The sequence below is a fragment of the Limnochorda sp. genome, assembly GCF_047459355.1.
In the GTDB taxonomy this organism is placed as follows: Bacteria; Bacillota; Limnochordia; order Limnochordales; family Limnochordaceae; genus Limnochorda.
This window is the reverse complement of record NZ_VSCV01000007.1, coordinates 68,052-86,325: the sequence shown is the minus strand read 5'-3', so window position 1 is coordinate 86,325 and position 18,274 is coordinate 68,052. Positions and strand designations below refer to the sequence as shown.

Genomic DNA, 18,274 nt, shown 5'->3' with positions numbered 1-18,274 from the left:
GGCCAAAGCCGAGCGGTCTTGGCATCCAGGGAGGGAGCGTGGGTGAAGCTCTTCGCGCTGGCCGACCTTCACCTGCCCGGCGGCCAGGAGAAACCCATGGACATCTTCGATCCCATCTGGCGGGACCACCCGGCCCAGATCGCCGCCCGCTGGCGGGAGCGGGTGGGCCCCGACGATCTGGTCCTGGTGCCGGGGGACATCTCGTGGGCCATGACCTTGGAGGAAGCCGCGGACGATCTCGCCTTCATCGGCGGCCTCCCGGGCCGGAAACTCCTCCTGCGGGGGAACCACGACTACTGGTGGTCCTCCATCAGCAAGGTGCGGGCCGCCCTCCCCGAAGGGGTGCACGCCCTCCAGAACGACTGCTTCGACCTGGGGGACGGCCGCGCGGTCTGCGGCACCCGCGGGTGGCTCATCCCGGGCAGCCAGGGCCTCGAACCGCACGATGAGAAGGTCTACCAGCGGGAGGCCATCCGCCTCCGGCTCTCCTTGGAAGCCGCGGCCGAGGCCGGGCTCCGGCCGGTGGTGGCCATGATGCACTACCCGCCCTGCGATGCCCAAGGCTGGCCCACCCTCTTCACCCGGCTCTTGGAAGAGTTCCAGGTCCCCTTGTGTGTCTACGGCCACCTCCACGGGCCGGCGGCCAAGGCCGCCCCGCCCCCCGAGGTGCGGGGGGTCCGGTACCAGCTGGTGGCGGCCGATTACGTCCGCTTCGAGCCGGTGCTGCTGAACCCGCTCCTGGAGGGCCGTTAACCTTCAGCTCTCCGGCGAGCGGGCGGCGTCGCCCGTCTCCATGCGGCGGCCCTTGAGCTGGTGGGCCACCCGCTGGCCGGAGACGATGTAGATCACCCGCTCGGCGATGTTGGTGGCGTGGTCCGCGATCCGCTCCAGGTAGCGAGCGACGAAGATGAGGTTGATGGCCTGGCTGGCCCGGCGGGCATCGCCTCCCTGCAGCACGAAGCCGATCAGCTCGTCGAAGAGGGCCGAGTACAGCTCATCCACCGGATCGTCGGCGAGGCAGACGGCTTCCGCCGCCTTCACATCCTGGCTCACCAGGGAGTCCAGGCTCTGGCGGGTCATCTCCTGGGCCATGGAGGCCATCCTGGGGATGTCGATGAGGGGCTTGATCAGCGGGTCCTGGGCGATGCGGAGGGTGATCTCGGCGATGTTCACCGCGTAGTCGGCCATCCGCTCCAGATCGGTGACAACCTTGAGCACACCGCCCACCAGGCGCAGGTCCCGGGCCAGGGGCTGCTGGAGGGCCAGGAGCCGCATGCACCGTTCTTCGATGCGGCCATCCATCTGGTCGATCAGGTCGTCCATGCGGATGACCTGCCGGGCCATCTCCGGATCCCGATCGGCGATGGAGCGGGTGGCCAGGGCGATCATCTCTTCCACCAGGCCCCCCATTTTGAGCAGCTCTTCCTTGAGGCGCTGCAGGTCGTTCTCGTAGGCTTGCCGGGCCATTCTGGGAACGCTCCCTCCCCTCGGGGACCGACGCCCCCATCCGTCGCAAGGCCGGCGGCGGACCCTGCTGTGGGTTCCATTATACCGCCTGGGCTTCCGGGCTACCAGGACGGCCCGCCGCCAACGGCCCCCCGGGGGTGCCCGCCCTGGGGATCAGGGTCAGAGTTGGCGCGCTTGTGCGCGCTTGCCAAGGGTTGCAGAAGGAATTGGGCGGCAGCGCGCCGAACGGGCACCACACAAAGACCACCGCCGGGAGAAGAGGCGACGCCCGGCAGGCGAGGCATCGCCTCCGGCGGGGGGTCGGAAGCTTAGGCCGGAGCCGGTCGGCCCCCGGACTCGCTCTGTGAGGGTCTGCTGCTCCCCGGAAGGGGGGAGATGGAGTGTCGGAGGTCCGCGTTGGGCCCAACGAATCGATCGACCAAGCCCTCAGGCGCTTTCGCCGAAGCGTGCGGCGGTCCGGGGTCTTGCAGGACATGCGTCGGAAGGAGTTTTACGACAAGCCGAGCGTCCGCCGCAAAAAGAAGGCCGAGGCGGCTCGGCGGAAGCAGCGCCGGCGGAGCCGGTGAGGGAAGGGTGAGACCCGGGGTGATCCCGGGTCTTTTTGTCTCGCCTCAGGCTCCGGGGGCTGGCGGTTCTTGGAGCGGCCCGCCCCGCATAGGCTCCTAGAGCGAGGTTGTCTCCCATGCCCGCGGGGGGAAGCGTATGGGCCGTTGGGACGAAGGCACGGGCCGCCGGGCCGGTCAGGGTCCAGCGCGTCCCTGGCAGCGGCTGGTGGGTTGGTTGGAACTGCCCGAGGAGGTGATGCTCGACCTCCCTCGGGCGACGGTGGTGGGCCGGGACCGGTGCCTGCTGGAAAACCACCGGGGGCTCCTCCGCTTCAGCGACGAGGAGGTGGTGGTCCAAAGCCGGCTGGGTCCCCTGCGGGTGGTGGGCCAGCGTCTGGAGATCGAGCGCCTGGCGGGCGGGGAGCTGGTCCTCCGGGGCCGGATCGACCAGATCGACTACACCCCGTTCCCCGACGGGGGGGCCTAAGGTGCGGGATCGCTGGCGGCGCTTCATCACCGGGTACGTCATCCTCCGCCTCCGGGGCCAGCGCCTGGAGGCCTTCCTCAACGAGGCAAGCCGGGCCGTTCCCTTCTTCGGGCTGAAACGGTACGGGCCCTCGCTGGCGGTGGGGCGGGTGCTCCAGCACCACCTCCGCCTCCTGCGGCCCATCGCCCGGCGGCGCCAGGTTCAGGTCCGGCTCCTGGAGCGGGTGGGTCTGCCCTTTCTCCTGGCCCGGGCCCGGCGCCATCCCTTCTTCTGGGCAGGCCTGGGCCTGAGCCTGCTCCTCACCCTCTGGTTCTCCTCCTACATCTGGGTGGTGGAGGTGGTGGGGACCCAGCGGGTCCGGGCCGAGGAGATCCAGGCGGAGGCCGCCCGGCTGGGGCTCCACCCCGGAGCGATGCGCCGGGAGCTGGATCTGAGGCGGGTGGAGGACGGCCTCCTCTTGGCCCATCCCTGGCTCACCTGGGCCGACGTCCAGGTGGAGGGGGTCCGGGCCCAGATCCGGGTGGCCGAGCGGAACGCCCCACCCCTGGGGGCGGACACCCCCGGAGACCTGGTGGCCCGCCGGGATGGGGTGGTGGTCCAGGCCGTCGCCTTCCAAGGCCAGCTGGAGGTGGCCCCCGGCGAGACCGTCGCGCGGGGGCAGGTGCTCATCCGGGGGCTCTTGGCCGGGGAGAGCCTGGAGCACCAGAGCCGGCTCCGCTCAGGCCAGTCACCGGTGGTCCGGGCGGAGGGGGTGGTGCGGGCCCGGGTGGGGTATGACAGCCAGGTGGAGCTCCCCCTGGTGGAGGTGGTGGAGGAGGTGGTGGGCCCCCGCCGGCGGAGCTACGGCCTGGAGGTGGCGGGCAGGAGCCTGATGATCGGGCCCAAACCGGAGCCCGCCCGGGTGGTCTCCTGGCGGATGCCCATCCAGATCGGGCCCTTCCGGTTGCCCGTGACCCTCAAGCTGGACGAGCGCTGGCCCACGGTCGAGCGGCGGGTGGAGCGGACGCTGGCCCAAGCCTGGGCGGAGGCCGAGGCCCGGGCCCGGAAGGTCATTGACGAGCGGGTGGGCGAGGGCGCGACCATCCTGGAGGAGACGGTGGAGACCTACCGGCCCGGGCCCGACCGGGTGGGGGTCCGGGTCCGGGTGGAGACCTTGGAGGAGATCGGCCTCTTCGTGCCCTACCAGTAGGTGTGCCCCGCCTGGTCCCTCCTGCCTCAGGCGGGCCGTCGCCCCTGCCCCTCCAGGAGCTCCGCTTGACCGGCCCGTCCATTGGGACTAGAGTTAGGTGTGATCCAGTGGCGAGCACGAGGGAACGCTTTGGAGACTGGCTGGTGAGGGCTTGACTCGACACGCGAATCTGCGGTCCCTTGGGGAGTCCGCAGTGGCTCGGGCCGGCCCGGGGGGTTGGGAGATGGGTGAGGTTGCCAAACGGGTGGCCGCGTCGGCGCGGGCCGCGGGGGCATGGTTCCGCCGGCCCATCGACGGGCGCCTCTGGCTCTTTCTTGGGACAGGCCTGGTCCTCTTCCTCATCCTCGCCTTCAAGAGCCCCACAGGCGTCGACCTGCGGGTGGGGGAGGTGGCGGCCCGGGACATTGAGGCCCCCCGCTCGGTGGTCAACCGGGTGGCGACGGAGCGGCTCCGGGACGAGGCGGCCCGGGAAGCGGTCCGGAACGCGGCCAACAACCCGGAGAACTACCGGATCAACACCACCGTCGGGGTTCTGGCCGCCGATGAGGTGCAGGGCCTCTTCCACCGGCTGATCCAGGTGGCGACGCCGGACACCGAGGAGGCGGCGGGGGTCACCGATGCCCAGGTGATCCAGGCCGTCGAGATCCTGGCGGAGGCGGGGGTCTCGTTGCCTGCGTCCACGGTCCGCCCCGTTCTCGAGGCGGGGCCGGCCCGGCTGGAGCGCCTGGCTGAGATTAGCCGGGACACGGTGGAGGAGATCCTCCGGACCCAGCGGGTGACCAGCGAGAGCCTCGATCCCCTCCGGGCCCAGGTGGGGGAGTACCTACCCGAGACGGGGCTGGCCGAGCCGGAGCGGCGGCTGGTCACCCTGGTGGTGGCCACCAACCTGCGGCCCAACCTCACCTTGGACCCCCAGGCGGTCCAGCGGGTGGAGCAGCAAGCGCGGCGCTCGGTGCCGGACGTGGTGGTCCAGCCGGGGCAGATGATCATCCGCCGGGGGGATGTGGCCACCCAGGAGACCATCCAGCTCCTCCAGGATCTGGGTATCCTGCGCCCTGAGCGGCCGTACGCCTCGTGGTTGGGCCTGGCGCTGGTGGCCTACGGTCTGGTGGGTTTGAGTGCCCTGGCCATCCGGCAGTTCCGGCCCGAGGTCAGCCGGGAGACCAAGCAGCTGGGCCTGGTCGCCCTGGTCTTTGTGCTGGTGGCCCTCCTCGCCCGGATCGTCTCCCTCTGGAGCTGGGACGGCGCGCCCTTCCTCATCCCCGTGGCCTTGGGCAGCATGCTCATCACCATCCTGATCGACGCCCACGTGGCCGTCCTCACCACCCTGGTGGCCGCCCTGGTGACGGGCCTGGTGACCGACTACGCCCTGGAGCCCATGGTGGTGGCGCTCGTCGGCGGCATCACCGCCATCTTGAGCGTCAACCGGGCCTCCCAGCGGTCCGACGTAACCCGGGCCGGGCTGTGGGTGGGGCTCGCCTGCACCCTGACCCTGCTGGCCCTGAGCCTGGCCCGGGCCCGGCCGGTGCTGGGCTCCCACGCCTGGGTGGGGCTGGTCAACGGCCTGGTCAGCTCGGTGGGCACCCTGGGGCTCTTACCTTACCTGGAGACGGCCTTTGGCATCACCAGCGCCATCCGGCTCCTGGAGCTGGCCAACCCCAACCAGCCCTTGCTCCGCCGGCTCCTCCTGGAGGCCCCCGGTACCTACCACCACAGCATCATGGTGGGGAACCTGGCCGAGGCGGCCGCGGAGGCGACGGGGGGTGACAGCCTCCTGGTCCGGGTGGGCGCGCTCTACCACGACATCGGCAAGATCCGCCGGCCCTACTTTTTCACCGAGAACCAGTTCGGGGGTGAGAACCCCCACGACAAGATCGCGCCCTCCTTGAGCACCCTGATCATCCTCTCCCACGTGCGGGACGGGCTGGAGCTGGCCCGGGAGTACCGGCTGCCCGCGGTGATCAGCGCCTTCATCGCTGAACACCACGGGACCGACCTGGTCCGCTACTTCTACAACAAGGCGGTCGAGACCAGCCGGGACGGCACCGTGGACGAGGAGGACTTCCGCTATCCGGGGCCCAAGCCCCAGAGCAAGGAGACGGCCATCCTCATGCTGGCCGACGGGGTGGAGGCGACGGTGCGGAGCCTGAGCCGGCCGACGCCGGGCCGGATTGAGGGCGTGGTCCGCAAGCAGATCAAGGCCCGCCTGGAGTCGGGCCAGCTGGATGAGTCGGAGCTGACCATGAAGGACCTGGACAAGATCGCCAACGCCTTCGTCAAGGTGCTGAACGGCGTCTACCACACCCGGGTCGAGTACCCCGAGCGGATCGTCCGGGAGATGCAGGCCCGGCGCGGGTAGGGCGCGGACAGGCCGGCAGCGGGGAGCAGGCTGCTGTCCAGGATGGGCAAGGGACAGGCTTTCGGAGAGGGCGTGAGCCAGTGGAGGTCGTGATCACCGGTTCCCAAGCGGAGACGGAGGGTTGGCGGCGGGTGGCGCCTGCGGTGGCGCGGGCCTTGGCGACGGCGGCGGAGGTCTTGGGCCTGCCGGCCGAGGCGGAGCTGAGCCTAGCGGTGGTGGACGACGAGGAGATCCGGCGGCTCAACGGCCAGTACCGGCAGGTAGACGCGCCCACCGACGTCCTCTCCTTCCCCTTGCTGGAACTGGAACCGGGGGCGCCCATCCCCGCCGACGAGGTCCCGCCCGTGCTGGGCGACGTGGTCCTCTCCCTCGCGCACATCTACCGGCAGGCCGAAGCCTTTGGCCACAGCCCCGAGCGGGAGGCGGCCTTCCTCGCGGTGCACGGCCTGCTTCACCTGCTGGGCCACGACCACCAGACGCCGGCGGAGGAGGCCCGTATGTTCGCTCTCCAGGAGGAGATCCTGGGAAGGGCGGGTTTGCCGCGCCATGGAACGTAACCAGACCGACCCCGGGTGGCACCGGGCCCGGAACTTGGCCGAATCGGTCCGTTTCGCCTGGCAAGGGTTCCGCCTGGCCTTCCGGACCCAGCGGAACCTGCGCATCGACCTGGTGGTGGCCGCCGCCGCCCTGGCCACCGCCTGGCTTTTGAAGCTGCCCCTGGGGGAGCTGGCCTTGGTAGCGCTGACCTGCGCGGTGGTCATCGCCGCGGAGCTCTTCAACTCGGCCCTGGAAGCGGTGGTCGATCTGGTTCAGGCCCAGGCCGATCCCCTGGCCCGGCGGGCCAAGGACATGGCCGCGGCCGCGGTCTTGGTCTGCGCTGTGGGTGCGGCGGTGGTGGGCGGTCTCCTCTTCGGGCCCCGGCTTTTTGCCCTCTGGTTCCGCTAGGTACCGTCCCTTGGCAGCTTCTGGTATAATGGGGGCCGTATGCGCAAGGCGGGGGGAGGCTGGATCCGATGGCGGAGGCATGGCTTCGGGACGAGGACGAAGCGCTGCTCGCGGCAGCCCGCCTGGCGCGGGAGCGGGCCTACGCCCCCTACTCCCGCTTCCCGGTGGGGGCGGCGGTGCGCGCGGCTGATGGCCGCATCTTCCAGGGCTGCAACATCGAGAACGCCTCCTACGGGCTCACCATCTGCGCGGAGCGGGTGGCGGTCTTCCAGGCGGTGGCGGCCGGTGTCCGGCAGCTGGTGGCGGTGGCGGTGGTCGGGCCGGGCGATGAGCCGTGCCGGCCGTGCGGGGCCTGCCGCCAGGTCTTGCGGGAGTTCGGCCTCGAGATGCGGGTGATCATGGCGGGCGAGGACGGGCCGGTGGAGGTCACGACCCTGGACGAGCTCCTGCCCCGCTCCTTTGGCCCCGATCACCTGGGCCCCCAGCCCGGCTGAGGGGAGCGGTGGGCCGTGCGGATGGCCGATTTTGATTACACCTTGCCGCCCGAGGCCATCGCCCAGGAGCCGGTGGAGCCTCGGGATGCTTCCCGGCTGTTGGTGCTCCATCGCGGCGACGGCCGCCTGGAGCACCGGATCTTCCGGGAGCTGCCCCAGTACCTCCGCCCCGGCGATGTGCTGGTGGTCAACGAAAGCCGGGTCCGGCCCGCCCGCCTGGTGGGGGAGAAAGAGGGAACAGGCGGGGTGGTGGAGCTCCTCCTCCTCCGGCCTGACGCCGACGGGGCGTGGGAGTGCCTGGCCCGCCCCGGCCGGCGGCTCCGGCCGGGCCAGTGGCTGGTCTTCGGCGGCGGGCAACTCCGAGCCCAGGTGCTGCCCAGCCGACCCGACAGCCCGGCGGGGGTCCGCCGGGTCCGGCTGGTCCATGAGGGCTCCCTGGACCAGGTCTTGGAGGCTCTGGGGCAGGTGCCGCTCCCGCCCTACATCCACCGGGAGCTGGCCGACCCCGAGCGGTACCAGACGGTCTACGCCAAGGAACCGGGGTCCGCAGCGGCCCCCACCGCTGGGCTCCACTTCACGCCGAGGCTCTTGGAGCAGATCGAGGCCTTGGGGGTGGCGGTGGTGCCCGTCGTCCTCCATGTGGGGCTGGACACCTTCCGGCCCGTCACCGAGGAGGAGGCGGAGGCACACCCCATGCACCGGGAGTACTTTGCCGTGCCCCCTGAGACGGCCCAGGCGGTCAACGGGGCCCGGGCCCGAGGGGGACGGGTGGTGGCGGTGGGGACCACCACCGTCCGCGCCTTGGAGTCGGCGGCCCTCGAGACCGAGGCCAGGGGAAGGGGCCCGGTGATGGAGGCGGGCAGTGGCTGGACGGACCTTTACATTCTCCCGGGGTACCGCTTCCGGGCCGTCGATGCCCTCATCACCAACTTCCACCTGCCCCGTTCCACCCTGCTCTTGCTGGTCTCGGCCTTCGCTGGGCGGGAGGCCATCCTGCAGGCCTATCAGGTCGCCCTGGCGGAAGGGTATCGCTTCTACAGCTTTGGCGACGCGATGCTGATCCTCTAGGGGGTGTGGCGGTGGTCGGGAGCTTTGAGGTGACGGCCCAGGATCCGACGTCCGCCGCCCGGTGCGGCCGGCTGGTGACGGCCCACGGGGTGGTGGAGACGCCCGCCTTCATGCCCGTGGGCACCCAGGCGACGGTCAAGACCCTCTCCAGCGAGGACCTGGAGGAGCTGGGGGCCACCATGATCCTGGGGAACACCTACCACCTCTACCTCCGTCCGGGAGCCGAGCGGATCGACCGCCTGGGCGGGCTCCACCGGTTCATGTCCTGGTCCCGGGGGATCCTCACCGATTCAGGCGGCTTTCAGGTGATGAGCCTCAGCTCCCTGCGGCGGGTGGATGAGGACGGGGTCACCTTCCGCTCCCACCTGGACGGCTCCACCCACCGGTTGACGCCGGAGCGGGCGATCCAGATCCAGGAACTCCTGGGTAGCGACGTGGCCATGGTCCTGGACGAGTGCCTCCCCTACCCGGGCCCGCCCCCGGAGGAGGTGGAGGCGAGCCTCCGCCGGACGGAACGCTGGGCCGAGCGGGCCCTGCGGGCCCACCGGCGCCACGACCAGCTTCTCTTCGGCATCGTCCAGGGCGGCATGGAGCCCGACCTGCGGCGCCAGGCCGCCCGGCACCTGGCCCAGATGGACTTTGCCGGGTACGGCATCGGGGGCCTGAGCGTGGGCGAGCCCAAAGAGCTGATGTACCAGCTCCTCGACGTGATCACCCCGGAGCTCCCCCCGGACCGGCCCCGCTACCTGATGGGCGTGGGCTCGCCCGATGCCATCGCCGAGGCGGTGGCCCGAGGGGTCGACCTCTTCGACTCGGTCCTCCCCACTCGGATCGCCCGCCACGGGACGGTCTTCACCCGCCAAGGGCCCATCACCATCAAGAACGCCCGCTACGCGGAGGACGACCAGCCCATCGATCCCCAGTGTGACTGCAAAGTCTGCCGCCGGTACAGCCGGGCGTACCTCCGCCACCTCTTCAACGCGGGGGAGAGCCTCGGCCCGCGGCTGGGTACGTATCACAACCTGTACGTCCTTCTGCGGCTGATGGAGAGGATAAGAGCGGCCATCCGGCAGGGCACCTTTGCCCAGGTTCGCCAGGAGGCGGCTGCCCTCTTCCCCCCGCGGCAAGGATCGCCGGGGTCGGATCCGGCCCCAACCACGGAGGTGAACCGATAATGCTCTACTTCCAGGCGGAGGCGGGCCAGCCCAGTCTCATCGCCGGCCTCCTCCCCTTCATCCTGATGCTGGTCATCTTCTACTTCCTGCTGATCCGCCCCCAGCAGAAGCAGCAGCGGCAGCGGCAGGAGATGCTCCGGAACCTGCGCAAAGGGAACCGGGTGGTGACCATCGGCGGCATCTACGGGGAGATCGTCGCCATCACCGATGAGACCATCAAGCTGAAGGTGGCCGACCGGGTGGAGCTCCTTATGACCCGGAACGCCGTCAGCCATGTGCTGGAGAGCAAGACCCTGCCTGACGTGAAGGACGAAGAGGCGGAGGCGGCGACGGCCGGGGAGGCCAAGGTGGAAGACCAGCCGGCGGCCCAGGACGGGGCTGGCGGCGAGGGTGATTCGAACAAGAACGGAGCGTGACGGAGGAGGGGTCGGTCGATGGCGGGCAGGCGTCCGGAGGAGGAACGGGCGGCGGTGCGGCAGGGGGTGATCACCCTCAAAGAGGTGAAGCAGCACCCCGCCATCGACGCGTACCTCCGCCAGGCCGACATCCACCTGGCGGCCATGGGCTTCACCGAGCACGGGCACCGGCACTGCGGGCTGGTGGCCAGCATCGCCGGCAACATCCTGCGGCGGCTGGGGCGGCCCCAGCGGGTGGTGGAGCTGGGCGAGATCGCGGGCTACACCCACGACCTGGGGAATTGCATCAGCCGGGACCGCCACTGGATCACGGGCGCGGTGTTGGTGGGGCGGATCCTGGAAGAGATGGGCATGCCCTACCAGGAGATCGGGGTGATCATGGGCGCCATCGGTAACCACGAGGAGCCCGAGGGGATCCCGGTCAACGACGTCTCCGCGGCGGTCATCCTGGCGGACAAGACCGACGTCCACCGCTCCCGAGTCCGCAACAAGGACGTGGCCACCTTCGACATCCACGACCGGGTCAACTACGCGGTGGTCCACTCCTTCCTCAACGTGGAGCCCCAGGCCAAGCAGATCACCCTGACCCTGACCATCGAAACGGAGATCTGTCCGGTGATGGAGTACTTTGAGATCTTCCTCACCCGCATGGTGATGTGCCGGCGGGCGGCGGAGTTCCTCGGCTGTCAGTTTGGCCTGGAGGTGAACGGGGCCAAGCTTCTTTGACACCCCTTTACAGCCAACGGTATAATGGGCCCGTTGTCCGGAGTGTGGGGTTGTGCTCCCTGGGGAGGCCGTACTCGTGGTCAAGCGACATCGCTGGCAAATCCTCACCCTCTTCCTGTTGGTGGTGGCCGGGCTGGCTGTGCTCTACCTGAACCCGTTCCGCCTGGGCCTGGACCTCCAAGGCGGGGTCCATGTGGTCCTCCAGGCGGTGCCCGGCGGGGACGCGGTCACCGATGAGGCCATGGCGGGCGCGCTCGCCGTGGTGGAGCGGCGGGTCAACGGGTTGGGCGTGGTGGAGCCCGTCATCCAGCGGGAGGGCCGGGACCGGATCATCGTCGAGCTGCCGGGTCTGCAGGACGCTCACGAGGCCATCCGGGTCATCGGCCAGACGGCCCAGCTGGAGATCCAGGATCCCTTCGGCCAGACGGTCCTCACCGGCGCCGATCTGGCCGACGCCCATCTGGGCCGGGACGAGCTGGGCCGTCCCGCGGTGGATGTCACCTTCACCGAGGAAGGCGCCCGGAAGTTCGCCCAGCTCACCACCCTCTGGCAGGGGTACCAGATTCCGCACCTGCTGGACGGGGAGCTCCTGGTGGCCCCGGTGGTCCAGGAGCCCATCACCCAGGGCCGGGGGATCATTACGGGCAACTTTACCCTGGAAGAGGCCCGGCACCTGGCCATCCAGCTGAAGAGCGGGGCGCTCCCCGTACCGCTGGAGCCTGTGGAGGTCCGTCACGTGGGCCCCAGCCTGGGCGCCGACTCCTTGCGGAGCAGCTGGCAGGCGGGGATCATCAGCGGGGTTCTCGTCATCCTCTTCATGATCGCCTTCTACCGGGTGGCAGGGGCGGTGGCGGGCTTCTGCCTCCTGCTCTACCTGCTCCTGGACCTGGCCGCCCTGGTCCTTCTGGGGGCCACCTTCACCTTGCCGGGCCTGGCGGGGATCATCCTCTCCATCGGAATGGCGGTGGACGCCAACGTCATCATCTTTGAGCGGATCAAGGAGGAGCTGCGGGCGGGCAAGCGGGCCCGGGCGGCGGTGCGGGCAGGCTTCACCCGGGCCTTCCGGGCCATCCTGGACGCCAACGTGACCACCCTGATCGTGGCCGCGGTCCTCTTCTTCTCCACGACGGGTCCCGTTCAGGGCTTCGCCGTTACCCTCTCCATCGGGATTTTGATCAGCATGTTCACGGCCATCGTGGCGACCCGCTGGATTCTGGAGCTGATCACCGACCGGAATCCCCACTGGTTGAGCGGCACCACGGCCGCAAGGGGGCTGGTGAAGTGACCTTCGATTGGGTGGGGCACCGCCGCATCTTCTATCTCATTTCGGCTGTCTTGGTGGTCGGGAGCTTGCTCCTGCTCGCGACCAGGGGCCTCAACGCGGGGATCGACTTCACCGAGGGGACCCTCCTTGAGCGGGCCTTCGGCCGGATGGTGAGCGAGACGGAGGTCCGGGAGGCCCTGGCCGATCCCGCCCTGGCGGGCGCGGACCTGGGCACCCCCCAGATCCAGCACTTGGACGGGGGCCGGAGCCTCCTCATCCGGGTCCGGGCTCTGGGCCCGGAGACCATCGCCACCATCGATCGGGTCCTGGAGGAACGGCTAGGCTCCGTCCAGGTTTTGCGGACGGAAGTAGTCCACCCGGTGGTCGGCAAGGAGCTCCTCGGGAAGGCGTTGATCGCCCTGGGCCTGGCCGCCGTGGGCATTCTGATCTACGTCTCCCTCCGCTTTGAGCCCAGCTTTGGCCTCATGGCCATCCTCACCCAGCTCCACGATGTGATCATCGCCATGGGGGCCGTCGCCTTCCTGGGCTGGGAGGTGAACACCTCCTTCATCGCCGCGCTCTTGACGGTGGTAGGCTACTCCATCAACGACACCATCGTGGTCTACGACCGGATCCGGGAGGCGCGGGCTCGGGAGCCCAAGCTGTCGCCGGCCGAGCTGGCCAACCTGGGAATCCAGCAGAGCCTGCGGCGCTCCATCAACACCAGCGTCACCACCCTTGTCGCGGTGGCCGCTCTCCTGATCTTGGGCGGCGAGACCCTCAAGGTCTTCGCCATGACCCTCCTGGTGGGGATTGTGGTGGGGACCTACTCCTCCCTCTGTGTGGCCAGCCCCCTCTGGGTGAGCTGGACCCAGTGGCTGAGCGGGCGGTCGGGCCGGGCCCGGCAGGCCCGGGCCTCCTGACCGGGCGGCCGGCTGGGTGAGAAAGGGGGGCGATGATGGGCGGCGAGGCCCCCCTGGGGCCCCTGGCACGACGCCGCCGGCTGGCGGGCCGGTACCGCCAAGTGGCGGAGGTTCTGGGCCGGTACGGGTTCGGGCTCCTCTTGGAGGAGCTGGGCCTGGAACGGTTCCGGCCGGGCTTCCGCCGCCGGGAGGAGCGCGTCCTTCAGAGCCGAGGCGCCCGGCTCCGCCAGGCCCTGGAGGAGCTGGGGCCCACCTTCATCAAGCTGGGCCAGTTCCTCTCCACCCGTCCCGATCTGGTGCCCCCCGACATCTTGGACGAGCTCCAGCGCCTCCAGGACCAGGTGCCCCCCGTCCCGTTCCAAGTCCTCGAGCCGGCCCTGAGGGACGCCTTGGGCGGCCGGCCCCTGGACCAGGTCTTCCGCAGCCTGGATCCTGAGCCCCTGGCCAGCGCGTCCATTGCCCAGGTCCACGCCGGTGTCCTCCATGACGGGGCGGAGGTGGCCATCAAGATCCAGCGCCCCCAGGTGCAGCAGCTCATTGCGACGGATCTGGAGCTCCTGACGGCCTTAGCCCATTTGGCCGCCGGACGCCTCCACCTCCCCTTCGATCCCGTCGCCCTGGTGGACGCGCTCGCCCATGGGGTGCGCCAGGAGCTGGATTACCTGCGGGAAGGCCGGACCATCGAGCGCTTTCAGGCCAACTTCCAGGGCTGGGCGTGGGTTCACTTCCCCCGGGTCTACTGGGCGTGGAGCAGCCGCCAGGTCCTGGTGATGGAGCGGTTGCGGGGCTGGCGGATCACCGATCTCGAGGCCTTGGACCGGGCGGGCATCGATCGGCGGCTTCTGGCCCGTCGGGGCGCCCAGCTCTTCATGAAGATGGTCCTGGTGGACGGCTTCTTCCACGGTGACCCCCACCCCGGCAACCTCTACGTGGAGCCGGGCAACCGGCTGGCGGTGATGGATTTCGGCATTGTGGGCCGGATCGACGAGGAGACCATCGAAGGGGTGGTCAGCCTCCTCCAGGCCCTGGTGGACCGGCGGCCCCAGCAGGCGGTGCAGGCCCTGGACGCCCTGGGGGCCTTGGACGCCCAGACGGACCAGGCCGCCCTCCGCCGGGATCTGGGGGAGCTGATCGACACCCACTGGGGCCGGACCCTGGCGGAGGTCTCCGTGGGGGAGACGGTGGCGGAACTCCTCCGCCTCATCCACCGCCACCGGATCCACCTGCCCAGCGAGCTCTTCCTCCTGGCCAAGGTGCTGGTGGGAGTTGAAGGGTTGGGCCGCCAGTTGGACCCCTCCTTCAATGTGGTGGAGGTGGCCGCGCCCTTCGTCCGCCGCCTCATGACCCGCCGCCTGGCCCCCAGCCGGGTGGGCCGCCGGGTTTGGGAGGACCTCTCCCACACGGCGGCCCTCTGGGGCCGCCTCCCCCAGGAGCTGGCCGGTCTGGCCACCCAGGCCCGCCAGGGCCGGCTCCGGCTTCAGGTGGACCCCCGGGGCCTGGACGCCCACGCCCGGCGGATCGAGCGGGCGGTACGGGAGCTGGGGGTGAGCGTCGTCTTCGCCGCCACCCTCCTCGCCCTGGTCTTCAGCCTCTGGGTGGCTCCCGGGCCCCATCTGGCAGGGGTGCCCCTCCTTACCTGGTTCCTGCTGGCTCTGCTCGCCTTCCTCGGGGCCCTCCTCTTCATCAGCCTCTTCCGAAGGTAGGCTCAAGAGGGTGGGGCCGAGCCTTGGCGAAGTAGGGTCGGGGCTGGAAGAGGCTGGCGGCCTTGGGACCCGGCCTCAGGCCAGCCCGTAAGGGAGGCGCGTGGGTGTCGGACCAGTCCGGAGGAGTGGTTGGGTTCGCTGTTTCGTGGGTCACGCCGGGACCTGCCCGGGAGGGGTGGGCGTGGCGCCCTCCGTCCCCGCCCGGGGAGGGGCCCCGGGCCGGGAGGAACGGGTGGAAGCCCGCTGGGGGCTGGTCCCGATGAGCCTTCCCTTGGGCCATGCGTCCGATCTCCCGGGACGACGCCGGGCGGCCCGGCCCCGGGTGACGCCCGAATGGGTCTGGCCTGAGCCCCTCGATGAGGCGGCCCGGCAGCAGGCGGCGCGGCTGGAGCGGCATCTGGGCCTCCACCCCCTGGTGGCCGAGGTGCTGGTCCGGAGGGGCCTGGGCGATCCCGAGGCGGCCCACCGGTTCCTCCATCCCCGTCTGGAAGACCTGGAGAGCCCCTGGGCCATCCCCGGCATGGAGGCCGCGGTGGCGCGGGTGGAGGCCGCCCTGGCGGCGGGGGAGCGCATCTGCGTTTACGGCGATTACGACGTGGACGGCCAGACGGCCACCGCCCTCCTGGTGCTGGTCCTCCGCCGGCTGGGGGCCCAGGTGGCCTACCACCTGCCCAACCGCCTGGACGAGGGGTACGGCCTCCACCGGGAGAGCCTGCTGGCGCTGCGGGCCCGGGGGACGGACCTGGTGGTCACCGTTGACTGCGGGATCACCGCCCGGGAGGAGGTGGCCGCCGCCCGGGAGGCGGGCCTGGACGTGGTGGTGACCGACCACCACCAGGTGCCGGAAGCCCTGCCCGAGGCGGCGGCGGTGGTCAACCCCCGGCTGGCCCAGGGGCACCCGCCGTGGCTGGAGCTGGCCGGTGTGGGGGTGGCCTGGAAGCTGGCCCAAGCCCTCCTGGCGCGGCGGGGCCGGGAAGAGGAGGCCTTCGAGTACCTGGATCTGGTCGCCCTGGGGACGGTGGCCGACGTGGTCCCCCTGGTGGAGGAGAACCGGATCCTGGTGGCCCACGGCCTCCGGCGCCTGGGCGACCCGGCCGGCCTGCCCGGCTTGGCCCGGCTCATCGAGCGGCTGGGGCTCCAGCCGGGGGCGGTGACGCCGGGGCAGGTTGCCTTCCAGGTGGCGCCCCGCCTCAACGCGGCCGGCCGGGTGGAGGACGCCACCCTGGGCGTCCGGCTCCTGCTCGCGCCTTCGGCCGCCGCAGCCGAGCCTCTGGCCGAGCAACTCGACCGGCTCAACCGGGAGCGGCAGGCCCTGGAGGGGGCCATCCTGGAGGAGGCCCGGGAGCAGGCCTGGGAGCTGGTGGAGACGGGGGCCGTCAGCCTGGTGGTGGCTGGCGAGGGGTGGCACCCTGGGGTGGTGGGGATCGTCGCCTCCCGGTTGGTGGAGGAGTTCTACCGGCCCACCCTGGTCATCGGCTTGGAGGACGGGGAGAGCCGGGGCTCGGCCCGGAGCGTGGCCGGCTTCCACCTCTACCAGGCCCTGGCCGCCTGCCAGCACCACCTGATCCGCTTTGGGGGCCACGCGATGGCGGCCGGCTTCGCCCTGGCCCCGGACCGGGTGCCGGCCCTCCGGGAGGCTTTTGAGGCGGTCACCCGGGAGCGGTTGGGGGACGAGCCCCTGCGGCCCCGGTTGCGGATCGACTGCTTCGCGGACCCGGCGGAGCTGGATGGGAGCCTGCTGGACCAGTGGGCGAAGCTGGCCCCCTTCGGGGTGGGGAACCCCGAGCCCCTGCTGGGCACGCCCGAGGTGCCCGCCTTCAGCGAGCCCCTCCCCCGCTGGCTTTGGGCTCCCGAGCGGGGTGAGGCGTCCCGGGCCGGGCTGACGGTGGCCGGCTGGCCCGAGTGGCGGCGGGTTGGGCGGGAAGGGGATCACCTGAAAGGCGCGGTCCCCCTCTTCCCCGACGGGGAGGCCTGGGAGGCCATCGCCTTCCGCCTGGCCGACCGCTTCCCCGAGCCAGGCGGGTGGCTGGACCTGGCCTTCCGGCCCACCCGGAACGCCTACCGGGGGGTGGAGCGGCTGGAGCTGGAGGTGCGGGAGCTCCAGCCCAGCCCGGAGCGGTCGGGGAGCGGTTGGGCGGCCCTCGCCGCCTGGCTCTCCGAAGAGGCCCGGGACGGGCCCCTGCTGGTGGTCGAGGACGGGCCGGGCGGCGGGGAGGAGTGGCCCCCGGGCGAGGAGCTCCCGGCTGTGGTGGACCAACGGGAGGAGGAGGGGCTCCCCTTCTGGGAGGGGCCCGTCACCTTCTACACCCCCGACCTGTGGGAGGCGGTGGAGCTGGTCCAGGCGCTCCGCTGGCAGCTCAAGGGGGAGCGGGAGCGAGTCGCCTTCCTGGGCCCGCTGGGTCCCCAGCTGGAGGGGAAGGGAGCGCCCCCGTACCAGCCGCCGGGGGAGGCCCTCTGGGCGGTGGCAACGGCCGCCGCGCCCGTGGCCCGGCGGGAGGGCCCGGTGGTCCTTTGGAGCCCGCCCTGGACCCGGGAAGGCTGGCGCCGGTTGGGCCGGGCCGCGGCGGGCCGGCCGCTGGTCCTTCGGTTCAGCCGGGGCCGGCTGGAGCGGCTCCAACGTCAGGTGGAGATGCTCTACCCCGGCCGCCAGCGCCTGGTGGCCCTCTACCGGTACCTCCGGTCAGGTGGCACCGAGCTGGATCCCCGCCGGGCGGCGGAGGCTCTGGCGGAAGCGTCGGGGCTCCCTTTTGCGGCCCGGACGGTGCAGGAGGGGTTGGCGGTTCTGGCCGAGCTGGGGCTCCTCACCTGGGAGGAGGAGGGAGGGCGGCTCCGGGTGCACCTGGCCCCGCCGCCAGGGCGGAAGCTGGACTTGAACGGCTCTGTACGGTATACTAAGGGCATTCGCAGCAAGCGAGTCGCAGCCGCGATCAGCGAGATCGCCCTCTCCGGCGGGCTCGCCCGGGTGCAGGATCTACTGCGAGGAGGGGCGGGTCCATGGACCTGAAGCAGATGATTCGGGTGATCCCCGACTTTCCCCAACCCGGCATCAGTTTCAAGGATATTACCACCGTCCTCAAAGATCCCCAGGGACTTCGCTACGTGGTCCAGAGCATGGCCGACCACTTCCGGGACCGGGGTGTGGACCTGATCGTCGGGGTGGAGTCACGGGGCTTCCTCATCGGGGCACCCTTGGCCTACGAGCTGGGCACGGGCTTCGTGCTCGTCCGGAAGCCTGGCAAGCTTCCGGCCGCCACCTTGCGGGTGGAGTACGAGAAGGAGTACGGCACCGACGCCCTGGAGATCCACCGGGATGCGGTCCAGCCCGGGCAGCGGGTCCTTCTGGTCGACGACCTGCTGGCCACCGGGGGCACCATCGCCGCCGCGGCCCATCTGGTGGAGCAGCTGGGCGGGGAGATTGTCGGCTTCGCCTTCATGATCGAGCTGGCCGCGCTCGGGGGCCGGGCCAAGCTGGGTGACCGGGAGATCTTCACCTTGGTCCGGTATGAGGAGTAG

At 70.9% G+C, this 18,274-nt stretch carries 18 protein-coding genes; 17 read left to right on the top strand and 1 reads right to left on the bottom strand.

All coding sequences use genetic code 11. The features are described from left to right. Positions 1 to 42 precede the first annotated feature (42 nt). The gene (locus tag FWJ67_RS04605; protein WP_304173384.1) at positions 43 to 753 is read left to right on the top strand and encodes a metallophosphoesterase; all 711 of its coding nucleotides are present in this window, start codon (positions 43 to 45) and stop codon (positions 751 to 753) included. 3 nt (positions 754 to 756) lie between these two features. Here the strand turns inward: FWJ67_RS04605 and phoU are convergent, their stop codons facing one another. Next, positions 757 to 1,467, bottom strand: coding sequence for a phosphate signaling complex protein PhoU (gene phoU / locus FWJ67_RS04600; RefSeq protein ID WP_304173382.1), 711 nt, complete (start codon positions 1,465 to 1,467; stop codon positions 757 to 759). A 380-nt stretch (positions 1,468 to 1,847) separates the two neighbouring features. Between phoU and rpsU the strand changes: the two genes are divergently transcribed. The 16 genes from rpsU to FWJ67_RS04520 all read left to right on the top strand — a co-directional run bounded on the left by rpsU (position 1,848) and on the right by FWJ67_RS04520 (position 18,274). Further along, positions 1,848 to 2,033: a 30S ribosomal protein S21 gene (gene rpsU, locus FWJ67_RS04595; RefSeq protein ID WP_304173380.1), complete on the top strand. Its 186-nt coding sequence runs from the start codon at positions 1,848 to 1,850 to the stop codon at positions 2,031 to 2,033. Between the two features lie 136 nt (positions 2,034 to 2,169). Then, positions 2,170 to 2,499, top strand: coding sequence for a sporulation protein YqfC (yqfC, locus tag FWJ67_RS04590; protein ID WP_304173378.1), 330 nt, complete (start codon positions 2,170 to 2,172; stop codon positions 2,497 to 2,499). Between the two features lies 1 nt (position 2,500). Further along, the gene (locus FWJ67_RS04585) at positions 2,501 to 3,688 is read left to right on the top strand and encodes a sporulation protein YqfD (RefSeq protein WP_304173376.1); all 1,188 of its coding nucleotides are present in this window, start codon (positions 2,501 to 2,503) and stop codon (positions 3,686 to 3,688) included. Positions 3,689 to 3,911: 223 nt separating this feature from the next. Next, a complete protein-coding gene (locus tag FWJ67_RS04580; protein WP_304173373.1) occupies positions 3,912 to 6,047 on the top strand; it encodes an HD family phosphohydrolase in 2,136 nt (711 codons plus the stop codon). Between the two features lie 80 nt (positions 6,048 to 6,127). Continuing rightward, complete coding sequence (gene ybeY, locus FWJ67_RS04575; RefSeq protein WP_304173370.1) at positions 6,128 to 6,604, top strand: rRNA maturation RNase YbeY; 477 nt, start codon at positions 6,128 to 6,130, stop codon at positions 6,602 to 6,604. Continuing rightward, positions 6,594 to 6,992: a diacylglycerol kinase gene (locus FWJ67_RS04570; RefSeq protein ID WP_304173368.1), complete on the top strand. Its 399-nt coding sequence runs from the start codon at positions 6,594 to 6,596 to the stop codon at positions 6,990 to 6,992. Before ybeY ends, FWJ67_RS04570 begins: the two co-directional genes overlap by 11 nt. A 68-nt stretch (positions 6,993 to 7,060) precedes the next feature. After that, a complete protein-coding gene (locus FWJ67_RS04565) occupies positions 7,061 to 7,486 on the top strand; it encodes a cytidine deaminase (protein ID WP_304173366.1) in 426 nt (141 codons plus the stop codon). 15 nt (positions 7,487 to 7,501) lie between these two features. Then, positions 7,502 to 8,554 (top strand): tRNA preQ1(34) S-adenosylmethionine ribosyltransferase-isomerase QueA, encoded by a 1,053-nt coding sequence (queA, locus tag FWJ67_RS04560; RefSeq protein WP_414482602.1) that lies wholly within the window; start codon positions 7,502 to 7,504, stop codon positions 8,552 to 8,554. A gap of 11 nt (positions 8,555 to 8,565) precedes the next feature. Continuing rightward, a complete protein-coding gene (gene tgt / locus FWJ67_RS04555) occupies positions 8,566 to 9,729 on the top strand; it encodes a tRNA guanosine(34) transglycosylase Tgt (RefSeq protein WP_414482601.1) in 1,164 nt (387 codons plus the stop codon). Next, positions 9,729 to 10,145, top strand: coding sequence for a preprotein translocase subunit YajC (yajC, locus tag FWJ67_RS04550; RefSeq protein WP_304173340.1), 417 nt, complete (start codon positions 9,729 to 9,731; stop codon positions 10,143 to 10,145). Before tgt ends, yajC begins: the two co-directional genes overlap by 1 nt. 18 nt (positions 10,146 to 10,163) lie before the next feature. Further along, complete coding sequence (locus FWJ67_RS04545) at positions 10,164 to 10,871, top strand: HD domain-containing protein (protein ID WP_414482600.1); 708 nt, start codon at positions 10,164 to 10,166, stop codon at positions 10,869 to 10,871. Positions 10,872 to 10,947: 76 nt separating this feature from the next. After that, positions 10,948 to 12,156, top strand: coding sequence for a protein translocase subunit SecD (secD, locus tag FWJ67_RS04540; protein WP_304173344.1), 1,209 nt, complete (start codon positions 10,948 to 10,950; stop codon positions 12,154 to 12,156). Further along, positions 12,153 to 13,058: a protein translocase subunit SecF gene (gene secF / locus FWJ67_RS04535; protein ID WP_414482599.1), complete on the top strand. Its 906-nt coding sequence runs from the start codon at positions 12,153 to 12,155 to the stop codon at positions 13,056 to 13,058. Before secD ends, secF begins: the two co-directional genes overlap by 4 nt. Before the next feature lie 35 nt (positions 13,059 to 13,093). Beyond that, positions 13,094 to 14,761 carry an ABC1 kinase family protein gene (locus tag FWJ67_RS04530; RefSeq protein WP_304173349.1) on the top strand — a complete coding sequence of 556 codons (1,668 nt, stop codon included), beginning with the start codon at positions 13,094 to 13,096 and terminating at the stop codon, positions 14,759 to 14,761. Between the two features lie 181 nt (positions 14,762 to 14,942). Then, positions 14,943 to 17,765, top strand: coding sequence for a single-stranded-DNA-specific exonuclease RecJ (gene recJ / locus FWJ67_RS04525; protein ID WP_414482598.1), 2,823 nt, complete (start codon positions 14,943 to 14,945; stop codon positions 17,763 to 17,765). After that, entirely contained in the window at positions 17,756 to 18,274 is a 519-nt protein-coding gene (locus FWJ67_RS04520; RefSeq protein ID WP_304173354.1) for an adenine phosphoribosyltransferase, read from the top strand. Before recJ ends, FWJ67_RS04520 begins: the two co-directional genes overlap by 10 nt.

What these genes read in the sequence shown, in the direction of transcription:
- phoU (WP_304173382.1), bottom strand. Translation starts at nt 1,467, where the DNA reads ATGGCCCGGCAAGCCTACGAGAACGACCTGCAGCGCCTCAAGGAAGAG.
- yqfC (WP_304173378.1), top strand. Translation starts at nt 2,170, where the DNA reads ATGGGCCGTTGGGACGAAGGCACGGGCCGCCGGGCCGGTCAGGGTCCA.
- FWJ67_RS04580 (WP_304173373.1), top strand. Translation starts at nt 3,912, where the DNA reads ATGGGTGAGGTTGCCAAACGGGTGGCCGCGTCGGCGCGGGCCGCGGGG.
- FWJ67_RS04570 (WP_304173368.1), top strand. Translation starts at nt 6,594, where the DNA reads ATGGAACGTAACCAGACCGACCCCGGGTGGCACCGGGCCCGGAACTTG.
- FWJ67_RS04565 (WP_304173366.1), top strand. Translation starts at nt 7,061, where the DNA reads ATGGCGGAGGCATGGCTTCGGGACGAGGACGAAGCGCTGCTCGCGGCA.
- yajC (WP_304173340.1), top strand. Translation starts at nt 9,729, where the DNA reads ATGCTCTACTTCCAGGCGGAGGCGGGCCAGCCCAGTCTCATCGCCGGC.
- FWJ67_RS04545 (WP_414482600.1), top strand. Translation starts at nt 10,164, where the DNA reads ATGGCGGGCAGGCGTCCGGAGGAGGAACGGGCGGCGGTGCGGCAGGGG.
- FWJ67_RS04530 (WP_304173349.1), top strand. Translation starts at nt 13,094, where the DNA reads ATGGGCGGCGAGGCCCCCCTGGGGCCCCTGGCACGACGCCGCCGGCTG.
- FWJ67_RS04520 (WP_304173354.1), top strand. Translation starts at nt 17,756, where the DNA reads ATGGACCTGAAGCAGATGATTCGGGTGATCCCCGACTTTCCCCAACCC.